At 47.3% G+C, this 11,365-nt stretch carries 2 protein-coding genes; both read right to left on the minus strand.

The features are described 5' to 3' along the window. Positions 1-10,212, minus strand: a 10,212-nt coding sequence (locus tag IDZ20_RS01295; RefSeq protein WP_188149627.1) for a filamentous hemagglutinin N-terminal domain-containing protein, incomplete at its 3' end; no start/stop codon positions are given. Between the two features lie 79 nt (positions 10,213-10,291). Beyond that, positions 10,292-11,365 (minus strand): NHL repeat-containing protein (locus tag IDZ20_RS01300; RefSeq protein ID WP_223144883.1); only part of this gene is annotated, 1,074 nt, incomplete at its 5' end.

Here is an 11,365-nt window from a genome sequence, read left to right on the forward strand (position 1 = left end):
TTCGCCGAAAACGCCGCCGGTAACGTTGGCGTTAATATTAAACTCGTCAGCGCCGGTGCCGCCAACAATGCTACCGGTTTGGGCTTGGTTTACAGTGAAGGTATCACTATTGTCACCTCCGCTTACAGTGCCTGATACATCCGCTCCCAGGGAGAAACTATCCTTTCCTGCATTACCACTTATAGAACCAGAGAATGCCGAAACCACATTAAAACTGTCGACACCACTGCCGCCACTAAGTGATTCCATACCAGAGAAACCAGATGTGTTGCCATCAAACGTTAAAGTGGAACTAGCGCCATCTACAGACCAAGCAGAAGCCAACGAGGTTGTTAGGTTTAGCGCATCCGTACCACCGTTACCCTGTAAAGCGCCAAAGGTAACTCCGTCGGCAAGAATATTAAAAGTATCGCCACCTGAGCCGCCAGAAACATTACCGCTAACGCTGGCCGAAAGAGCGAAACTATCGCCCCCCCCACCACCATCAAGACCACCAGTAACCACCGCATCAATATTAAAAATATCCGCACCATTTCGGCCATTAATATTACCGGTAAAGGCCGAGGTAATATTGAAGGTGTCTACAACTGAGGCTGAATCTGCACCGTTTAAAACTTGCATGCCACTAAAGTCGACCGTACCAGTTCCATTGCTAACCGTGTTGGATCCGTCAAGATCCCATGTCGCATTGGCACTGGTATTTAAATTCAGAGTATCGCCGCTATTGTCGCCGCCAACCAGCGTGAGCGAAATATCTGTTGCGTTAATATTAAAAGTATCACTACCATTCCCACCACCAATACTGCCTACAAACGCAGCCGAAATTGCAAAGGTATCTGCACCCGCGCCAGCTTGAATAGATTCAATGCTGGTAAAAGCAGCAGTATTTAAACTACCGCTATTGGTGCTGTTAATTATCCAGCTGTTAGCGGTGGTATCTGTGCTAACAATCGAAAGGGTGTCGTCTTCACCATCGCCAGCAGTTCCACCAGAAATAACAGTCGTTAAACCGCCCGCCAGAATAAAATCGTCTGTACCCGCCTCGCCGAAAACGCCGCCGGTAACGTTGGCGTTGATATTAAACTCGTCAGCGCCGGCGCCGCCATAAATACTGCCGTCGAAAGCCGAAGTTACGTTGAAGGTATCGACTCCGGTGCCGCCTTTAGCCACATCAATGTCATCGAAGCTAATCGTGCCCGTGCCATTTTCTAGGCTCCCGCTATCGCTACCATCTACATCCCAAGTTGTTGCACTGGTTAGGTCAGTAAATAGTTCATTTCTACCAGCGCCTCCAACTACACTTAAGGAGGTATTGGAATTATTAATTGTGAAGCTGTCATCGCCAGCGGCACCCACTAAGGCTTCCATCTCTGTAAAGGAGAAACCGCCAACACTGCCGGCCTCACTTGCTGAAATGTCCCAGTCAACGCTATCACCGGTACTGCTTAGATATGTAAACTTGTCGCTACCGGCACCGCCATTGAGGGATTGAATATTGTCAAATTCGGCAATAACTGTAGTATCAGTATCACTTCCTACCGCGCTGTTAGTTTCGCCGTTTACACTCCAGTTAACATTTAGATCTGGGCCGTCTATTTGGTTACTAGCGACCCCGCTGCCACCATCAATCTTTCCGGTTATAGCACTAGTAGTTGTAGTAAAATCAAAAACATCGACGCCAAGTGTGCCCACAAGCTGGTCGATATTGGTAAAGGAGAATACGCCAACCTCACCAGCATCCGCGCCAGTAATTTCCCAGCTCACCGTATCGTCTGCTGTGCTGTTATACAGCAGTTGATTGGTGGAAGACTCTAAACCGGCTACGCTATTAATATTGCTAAACTTCGCTACGCTAGACGCCCCTCCCACTATGTTTGTAACGGTTTGGGCCGTTCCTGCAACATTAAATACAACACCGTTCGAGCCACTATTAATTATTTGGTTCTTGCCGCCAGAACCGCCATCTATAGAACCGGTAATAGCGGCGCTGTTGTTGGCAAGTGTAAAGGTATCGTCACCGGCGGTGCCGGTTAGAATATTAAAGTCAATAAAATCAATGGTATTTTCACCGCTTCCTAAGTTGTAAGTTATAGAACCATCGTTTACACCGGTAATATTCCAGCTGCTGCTAGCGCTAGCGTCATCCATGAACTTTAACTGGCTAGAAAATGTAGATGCTGCGCTTTCACCATTGCCCTTAAACCGCTCTATATTTTCGAACCCAGTTGACGATGCGCCAATCTGGACAGTGACATCGTCATCTGACTCCGAAAAATCCAATGTATCGCCCAGGGTATGCTCCCCTCCATCAATACTAGTAACCAAGCTCATACTAGAAAGCGAAAACGCGTCGTCTTTTGAGCCGCCCTGAAGATTGTGGATTTGTACAAAGTCTACAATTAGACCTTCAGACGTAGTTCGCAATTTGCCTTCGTTTGATCTAGTGACGCTCCACTGGCTATCTGCATTTGGGCCTACCAAGGTATTCGAACCACCACCACCTTTTATTTTGCCAGCGGCGCTTAATGAGCCTTCTGACACAGTAAAAGTATCGTCAATATTAGTCCCCTGGAGTGTTACAAAATCTTCGAATTGAATACTGCTGTTAAGGGTTTCTCCCGTTTTGTTTTCTACCTTTCCGTCGTTAACACCCGTTAACGACCAGAAATTTTGGGTGTCTTCAGTAGCCCAACCCGTGATTTGGCTATCGGTGCCGTTACCTTCCACCTTCTCGGCACCGGTAATACCCAGAACCGAGCCTTCACTTAAATCTACATTCGCGGAAGTCAGGTTTGAAAGGTCAACAACATCTATTACATCGCCATCGCCTCCAGCAGAAGCGCTAGCGGGAATGGTAGAGGTTGACTCAACTGTAAACGTATCAACGCCAGAACCACCACTTATAGACTCTATCTCCGAAAATATTGTTTTCGTGCCACTGCGGGTTAGGCTGCTTTCCTCAGCGGTAAACAACCAAGTGTTATTGCCAACCAACGCCGTTATTTGGTCTGCACCATCCGTTGCCTGCGCATCGCCTTTTATTTCACCAGCTAATCGACCATCCTCGGTGAAGTTAAAAATATCATCCTCACTTCCACCACTTAGGCTATGGATATTCGAGAACTTAGTAACATGGGTAGAGCTGCCAGTATTAAGGTTGGATATAGTCCATTCAGTGCCCACATTACGGCCGGTAATGCTGTTGTTGGTTGCGCTGTTGTTGGTTGCGATGTTGCCGTTGATCTCTCCCGTTACCGTTCCGGTACCAGTGAGTGCGAAGCTATCGGCATTGGTTGATGAGCCGGTGAGGTTTTTAAAGCCTGAAAAGTCAAAGGTACTGATGGAATCCGACTTACTGGTAACCTTACCGGCATCGGGGGCCGATATACCCCAGTTACTTCCTACGGAATAACCAATGAGAGTATTGCTGTTGGCCCCATTGGCCTTGATTGATTCAATACCAGAAGCAGCAATAGAAGGCGAAGTGGAGCCGCTAAGGTCTACAGTAATATCATTAGGATCGGAGCCTTCTACGTTATTCGCTATGGCGGTAAAATCTAGAGTGTCCTTCGTACCGTCTTTTCCAGCAATTGTCATGGCAATGGTATTGCTATCAAACTTAAAGGTGTCGTTAGCACTATTGCCGGTTAATATTTCAATAGCGCTAAACTCAATTTGATAATCGGTAGTGTCGTGGGTATAGGCTAAACTGTCGTTGCCCGATTCTGTAATCGTCCAAAGGTTATCAATGGCTGGCGCTTTTATTTCGTCAGAAGCTCCACCGCCACCGTTAATCAAACCTGTAACTACTGCAGCTGTTGCGGTTAGATCAAAGGTGTCTTTACCTGTGCCCCCGGTGAGGTTTGCGAAATCCTTAAAAGTAACCTCGGGGTTTTGCGTGGCTTCGCTGTCATCGGTATAGCTGTAACTTACCGTGCCATCATTTTCACCGTTAAGCTCCCAGTCCACTGCTCCAGTAATGGTAGTAGCGATGGCTAAAGTTGTGTTGGTTGTTCCATCGCCGGTATAGCTTTCAATACTAGAAAAATCCGAGCCGTGATCACCGAGTTCCACAATAATATTGTCACCCGTATACTGCGAAAAATCGACAGTATCTGTACCATCACCGCCATCGGCCCCAGCTAAAGTTGCTGTACCCGAAACCTTAAAGATATCGTCATCCGTACCCCCCTGAAAGTTTTGAATAGCGGTAAAAGCCTTTACATAAACCTTCGAAGTAGCACTGGTATCTGTTAAGTATTGTGGCGAAGTAGAATCTATTGCACCGCCGGTAATTGCCCATGTTGTATTTGCATTACGGCCGGCAAGCGTGTTTTCGCCCCCACCGCCGTTAATAGAGCCTGTAACCTCGCCATATGTAGTAAGGGTGAACTGATCGGTACTGGTGCCACCAATCAAATTAGGGAAAGCTGAAAACGCTAAAACGGTGTTAAGGGAGCCGCCATTCGAACTATCTACCTCCCAGGTATTAGCTACGTTCGCAGCTGTAAATGTACTTTGAGCATGATTATTGCCAACAACACTCTCGAAACCGGTGAGAGCGTCTTCGGAAACCGATAACGCTTCGGTAATACTAGAGAAATCTACTTTGTCTCCAGCGTCGCCTCCTGGTGCAAAACTAATACCCGCTCCTACAACTTCGTACTTCACAATATCCGCATAAGTTTCTGAGCCTTTGGCAGTTGTTATCCCGCTAAAGGTAATGCCGCTTTCCGATTCGCCCAACTCACTATCGGCACTAACTACTAACTCGCCACTATTACCGTCCGAAATTGTCCAGAAGTTTGTGCTTCCGGAAACAGCATCGGTGGGTCTTGCGGTTAAACTGTTCTCTCCCGTTCCGCCTTTAACGGTTGTAACCACACCCACTTTCGTAACGGTAAAAGTATCATTACCAACGCCGCCCAATAAAGTTCCGCTATAACTTGAATTAATATTGAATTCATCAACCGCAGTTCCACCCTGTAATTCGGTAAAGCCTGTGAGCGAAAGTAAATTGCTGGCAGAGTTTTCAACTTCTAAGGTTAAGGTGGATCCAGTTTGATCTATTGCCCAAGTGTTATTCTGGTTTAGAGCTGCAAGTGAGTGGCTATCTTCGCCATTTGCAGTCCAGCTTTGTACGTTTGAAAAAACTAAATCTACTGTATCATCCCCGTTGTAATCGAGAGTTCCGTCATACAAGGTAGTGGTGTCGCCATCTGCAATAACTGCCCATTTGTAGGTTACGTCGCTAACACTGGTATTGGTTGCGGTAAGGCTATTTGTACCACCACCGCCGTCTATCGCCCCCTCGAACTGCGTCTGCACCTTAAAGTCATCTGCACCGCCACCACCAAGGTAGCGTTCAAACCCATTCAGCGAAATCGTAAATTCGGTAGCTTCGGGGGTCCACTGAACACTATGGCCTGCTCCCCCCATCGTCCATGTTGCATCAGTGTCGTGTCCTACATCTAAAGTATCTCCAAGCGTGTGTTCCCCCGCACCTATGGAAAGGTCAAACCCAGACGAGTTAATAACAAAATAATCGTCTCCAGTGCCGCCGGTAACACCGCCAGTCACACCCGTGGAGAGATTGAAAACATCATCCCCCCCAGCACCAGCCAGTGCACCAGCGAATACAGCGGTTACATTAAACGTATCAATTCCATCACCACCAGTTGCCGATTCAATACCCGAGAAGGTGACTGTGCGCAAGCCTACGTCCTCACTGGGGTCGATATCCCATTCGACAGATTCGTCACCCACGCCATTAATAGTCCATTTAGAATCCAGATTATGAGAAAGCACTAAGCTATCTCTGCCAGCTGATCCTCCACCATCAATAGAAAGGATAATGTCAGCCACTGTAATATTAAAGATATCATTACTATCATCTGCACCAATATTAAAGATATCATTACTATCATCTGCACCTAAAATCGATTCTATTTCTATAAAATTTAGTGTTTGAATATCCCCATCGGTCCAACTTACGGTCTCAGTATCTCCGCCGTTAAAAACCCAGTTTTTTTCTTGTGTACCAGTAACGCTAATCGAATCAGTGCCGATTCCGCCTGTAATTGTTCCAGTAATAGCTGTAGACAACTTAAATACATCATCGCCACTACGCCCATCTATCGAACCAGCAAAATTTGCAGTTATGTCAAAGGTGTCTATCCCATTCCCATTGGCACCCTCCAATGTTTGGAAGCCCGAAAAGGTAATACTTCCTTCAAAGGGTTTGTCCGAGTCTTCTGTGCTTTCTACGGTTCCACCGGATGAACTATTAATCATCCATTTAGTTGCGCCAGTTGCGACACCAAGAACAGCGTAGGCATTATTAGTTGTCAACCGTTCTACGTTTATTACATTTGTTAACACTGAATCATCAGCACCTAAATAGATCTTCACCCCACCTGAGCCGGAGATTTCAAGAACATCTTGTACGTCCAATGCGGCTGAACTGGTCGGGGCACCCCCGTCAATCAAGCCGGTTACGGTACCTCCATCGACGAGATTAAACGTGTCCTGTAAGCTTCCGCCGGTTAGATTTTCAATATTGGAAAAGGTTAAATTATCGTTTAGGTTAAAGGTTCCTGTGTCGGTACCTTCGCCATCGATGTCGAGGTCCAAAGTCCAAGTATTAGAAACATTATCCCCAATAACAGTATCGCTGCCGTTGCCACCATCAAAAACAAAAGTTGAGGCTGCGGCTGCTGTGTTGTTTACTAAAATTTGGTCATCGGCGGCGCTGCCGGTTAGTTGTGTGAAATCTGTGAATAGCGTTGTTTGGGTAGAGGTAGCTATATTGCCATCACCATCGTAGGTAACGCCAAACTGAACTTGGCCGTCATTAACACCGTCAATGACCGTATCCCCGTCACCGTCATCAACCAGCATTTGCCAGTAGTTTCCCGCTGTACTTTCGGGGGCGTTTGAATACTGAAGGGTAAGAATTGAAGCCGAGTCAGCTGAATTTATTTCTTCAAAGCCGGATGTATCTATTCGGTCGCCACCAACCTCTCCAGACTCCAACGAAACGGTAACGCCAAGGCTCTGAGTAATATTAAGCCTATCGCCAACACCATCGCCGCCACTAATTAAACCCGACAGTATTTCAACTTCATTTAACGTCACTAGGTCTGGGTTATCACCGCCAGCTATAGAAGAAAATCCACGAAAGTAAATCTCGGTACCCGTATCTGTGGTGAGCGCGCTATCACTCGCGCCACTACCAAGCGGTTGGGAATCGTCTTCGTCGTTAATTACCCATTTATTCGTTTCGTCAGTATCAGCAAACAGGCTATCGGTGCCACCATTTCCGCTAAAATTAAATACTAATTCATCGGCCAGTACTTCAACATTATCGTTAGCGGTAGAACCAACAAAATCTTCTACGCCTTGTACGTGGTATAAATAAATTGAATCGTCGGAAGCTAGCTGAATTTGGTTTACCGTTACATTCGGCGTACTAGCGCTCGGGTCGCCATCGTGGTCGTAGTTATAGCCAAACTTGTAGTTTAAGTTTCTGGCATCCACAGTCAGAGTGTCAGCGCCGTCGCCGCCATTTAACGTTCCAGAAAGGCTCGGCACAGCATCACCAATACCCGCGAAAACAAATTGGTCTACATTGCTATTGCCGGTTAGGTTTTCAATGCCGGTAAAGCTTAAGTTTATATTTAATAGTCCGGCGTTATTTCCAGTAATTGTCCACTCATTAGTTCTGTTAGCCGATAGCAACGAATGACCAGTCGAACCGCTGTAGGCACTTAGTGTAACCGGGTGACTAAATTCAGCCGTGTAGTCCAACTGAACATTGCCGTCATTACCCTCAAGCCGAATAGCCACCGCGCCGTCGGTCCCATTAGCGCCCCCCGCATTTACATCAAAGTCCGAGCCTAACCTTACGCTATTAGCCGTTATGGTAATATTCCCAGCAGTATTATTATTGCCGCCAACTGAGGTATCCAGCACAGCACTGTTGGCCGCATTATAGCGCTGAAGGTGTACTGAATTAGGAAAAGCGCTGGTAGAAGTATCGCCTATATTAATGGCGCCGCCGGCAGTATCTATTTCTTCATATATTTTAACGTCGCCTGTTACGCTCAGGTTAAAAGCCCCTCTGGTGGTACGAATATACGATTCACCATTTTCAGTTTCGGTTCCGAAACTAAAGTCTCGCGCATTGATAGAAATTACACCACCACTTGTCTCTATTCGGGCGCCCGCACTTTGAATTTCGCCAGAGTCGCCATAGAGAGTATCAATTTTAACATCGCCAGTAAGGTTCATAGTGACGCTGCCGCCATCAGTGACCAACGAAGCTCTATCCCCGCCAGATAGCTCAACGCCGCGCATTTCAAAATCGACACCACTTACACTTAAGTTGCCGCCTCGCGTTAGGATATCTGCGGCTCCCAACAAGAACACGCTACCCATGCCATCGCCTTCGCCACCATCCCCATAGTCTGCTTGTAAATCTAGGTTTAATGCATCACCATCATTCGGCGGGTTGATTGATGCATTGAAAGTAATATTGTTATGCGCTTGTAAAGTGAGCGTGCGCGTTCCCTCTACATCCGGCGCCGTTATACTTGAATTAACGGTTATGTTACCGGCGTCACTGCCACCACTTCCGGTTCTTAAGGTTACATCGCCGCTTTCTAGTGCATCTTGTATTCTGCTAGCTGCTAGCACTGTATCAAGATTTCCTGAGGTAAATACTCCAGCAACACTGTCCATATTTCCTGAAGATTGCACAACAAGATTATATGGGTCGATCAACCACAAGCCCCCGGCACTGCCACTCGTCCGCGCACCAATTTCCGGAACTGTGTGAAGGTCTAGCCAGGCTAAACCGGATGTTTCAACAAACCCACCCTCCCCGCCTTGCTCGCCGCCCAAGACGGCTAGCGCACCATATATTTGCGCCGAATTTTCTGCAAACGCAATAATGCTACCACCACTGCCAACGCCCGTAGCGCTAGCATCTAGGCGTGACAACTCGCCGGTGTATACAAAATTTGCATTACGGATAGTTTTGTTGCCGCCGGTTTCGTCTCCACCTAGAAAAATACGGCCGCCACCCTTAGCGCCGGTCGCGGTAACCTGCGCCTGGTCCAAAATGCCAACCTTATCGCCCAATAACTTAATGGTTCCGCCAGTACCGCTGGCATTGTTTACCGAGACACTTGCCTGGTCAGTAACCAGAACCGTATCTTGCGCGTGTATTTCAATATCACCCGCAGCGCCTTGTGCTAAGACCTGCCCAGAAAAATCTACATTTTCTCCCAAAATTACAGTGCGCCCGGCGGTGTTATCACTGCCGCTAGGTGTAGCGCTTACATCAACTACACCACCCATTGTTACCCTGCTTCCGCCACCCAGGGTAAAACTTCCGTCGGCATTAACCACTGCGCTTTTCGCTTCGCCATCCATGCGAATCGCTTGGGAAAATACGTCCTCACTCACACTGGCAGTCAGTAACACCTGGCCGCCATGGGCAAGAATACTGCCATTATTTTCTAGCGCGGCCCCTACCCCCAACTCGGCTTGCAGCATTGCTTGGGTGATATAAACCCCCATTAGGCCAGCGGCATCGAAGGTAAGCACAGCCTCTTTACCTGCAGCCAAATTTACGGCCCCAAGATTTGCAACAATTAAGCCTTCGTTACTTACTTGCTTGCCTAATAGCGTAACCGAGCCGCCAGTAGCGGCATTGATTAAGCCAGAATTTATAACCTTGCCCTCGGCATTTTCTAAAGCGCTAAACGCAAAGTTATTATTCATAAAATCCTCGGGGTTAATACTTAACCCCGAGGCCAAAATACCCCCTACATTTACCGTGGCATTTCCACCAAAAATTACGCCGTTCGGGTTTATTAAAAAGACTTGCCCGTTAGCGTCTATTTGGCCCTGAATTTTAGAGCCGTGGTTACTTAAAATATTATTCAGTGCAATGGAAGAGCTGCTGGGTTGAATAAACTGCACGCGTTCGTCGGCCGCCACATCGAAGCTTTGCCAGTTAATGGCCATGCGGTCGGTTGCTTGGTTAATAGTGGTAGTGCTGCCGTTGTGATTTATATCGCCAGCGCCGCCAACCACTTCGCCGCCTTCTGGGCCAGCTTGTGCCATAGAGCAAACGGCACTCGTCACAGCCAACGCCAACAAAGATCGCTTACTAGCCCATTCAGTTTTGTTAATCCATTTCATACAGCACTACTCTTCCCGTCGCCTTTGGTGAACAATTTACAGAAGTTAAATTCGCTTAAACGCCTAACATTCAACCTTACTAAGGCGTAACCACCTTGGTTTTAAACAGAACTACGCGCTCGCCGGTGGACAAATCCAACGCGTAAGCGGCCTCGTCATCAGAATCTACAACCAAGACATATTGCTGCTCTTGGTATTCATTCCATTTGGGGCCTTTATCTCTTCCGGTGGATTGCGATATACCCGATTTTAAGTTTTTAAAGGTCATACCGGCCTTGCCTTGTGAAAGAATGCTACGCGAACCATCGTCAAGGCTTACGCCTATAACAAGGTCTGAATTAATGCCACCAAGCATGACTAACTGGTTGCGGCCTTCTTTTCTATCTAGAATAAGCGAGGTCATTGCGCCCCCCGCATTAAAGCCGGTAATACCATTGTTACCTTCTGAACTAAAAAGACTGTAGTCACCCGTAGCTATATCGAGCTGAAGAATATCACCGGCACTATTGTTAACAACGTAAAGCGTACCGGCATCATCATCTACGGCTAGCCCGTATGGCGTCTCGAATACTTCACTGCCTAGGGCTGAAGAGGCGTTCGCAACCTCACGAACATCTCCAGTACGAAAGTCAGCTTCGTAAACCACCTGGTTTACGGGGTTAACCACATAGGCAAACACGGACTCGCCTTCAGATTCCAGCGCTCCTTGCCCAGCAACGGCAACATCGCCTATCTCGCCTTCCCAACCATTCGAGTTTTCTACGGGTAACTGTATTGTTGTAACACCGCTCCACGGTGGGTAAGAGATACCTCTTATTGGATAAATTATCGATAGAGCAAGTCCGCTATTAGGGATTCCTCGTTCCTCGATAACAACAACATAACGTTGATTGTTATCTCCCCCTCGTATCCGGGACATTTCATCTAAATCAACCGAAAACTGGCTGTAGTCTAGGGGGATAGTACCAAGAAATTGGTTTTCGATAGCTGAGTAAATATCTAACAAAGGCTCCTCGCCGACGCCACTGGAATTCAACGCCAACCTTGTTGCATGGCTCATAAGATGAGCGGTACGCACACTACCCATAGGCTTGGCATCCGCACCATCAGGAAAAATAGCACTGTCGAAATCGCCTTTGCGCACGTTAACGTT

The organism is Teredinibacter waterburyi, from assembly GCF_001922985.1.
Classification (GTDB): Bacteria; Pseudomonadota; Gammaproteobacteria; order Pseudomonadales; family Cellvibrionaceae; genus Teredinibacter; species Teredinibacter waterburyi.